Origin of the sequence: Fusibacter bizertensis (genome assembly GCF_029914245.1) — a bacterium.
GTDB lineage: Bacteria > Bacillota > Clostridia > Peptostreptococcales > Acidaminobacteraceae > Fusibacter_C > Fusibacter_C bizertensis.
Genome location: NZ_JARYZI010000044.1, coordinates 1 through 427, shown reverse-complemented (window position 1 = coordinate 427; position 427 = coordinate 1). Strand labels below are relative to the sequence as shown.

Genomic DNA, 427 nt, shown 5'->3' with positions numbered 1-427 from the left:
GTGGGAAACGTTAGTTTCTAGGGAGTCGATGCTTATCTTGCGACAAGCTACTTCATCTTACTTTAGATACATTTTTTTACGTTTTTGCCTACAAGAAATAAATTCCTCGTCGGCGACGCAACTTGCGTTGCGTGTTAATGTCGATTCTATATGCAATTTTCAATGTGCGGATTTAATTTTGCTTCGCAAAATTATAAAAGCGTGGCTTTTGTTTGACGCCGTCAAACGAATCCGCTCTCAAATGGATTTTCGAAGAAAATTCAGTTGATGCTATTCATTTTCAGACTATCCGTCAAACAAACTTGCTCTCAGACGAATTTTCGTTAGAAAATTTGGATGATGCTTGTTCGTTTCACGATTATCTTTCGATTTCAAACTTGCTCTCAAATGGATTTTCAAAGAAAATTCAATTGATGCTTTCTTTTAT

General features: G+C 36.1%; 1 protein-coding gene. It reads left to right on the top strand.

Annotation, left to right across the window (positions count from 1 at the left end; genetic code table 11):
- Positions 1-212 precede the first annotated feature (212 nt).
- A partial coding sequence (locus tag QE109_RS17640) for a hypothetical protein (protein ID WP_281095851.1) occupies positions 213-427 on the top strand: 215 nt, incomplete at its 3' end.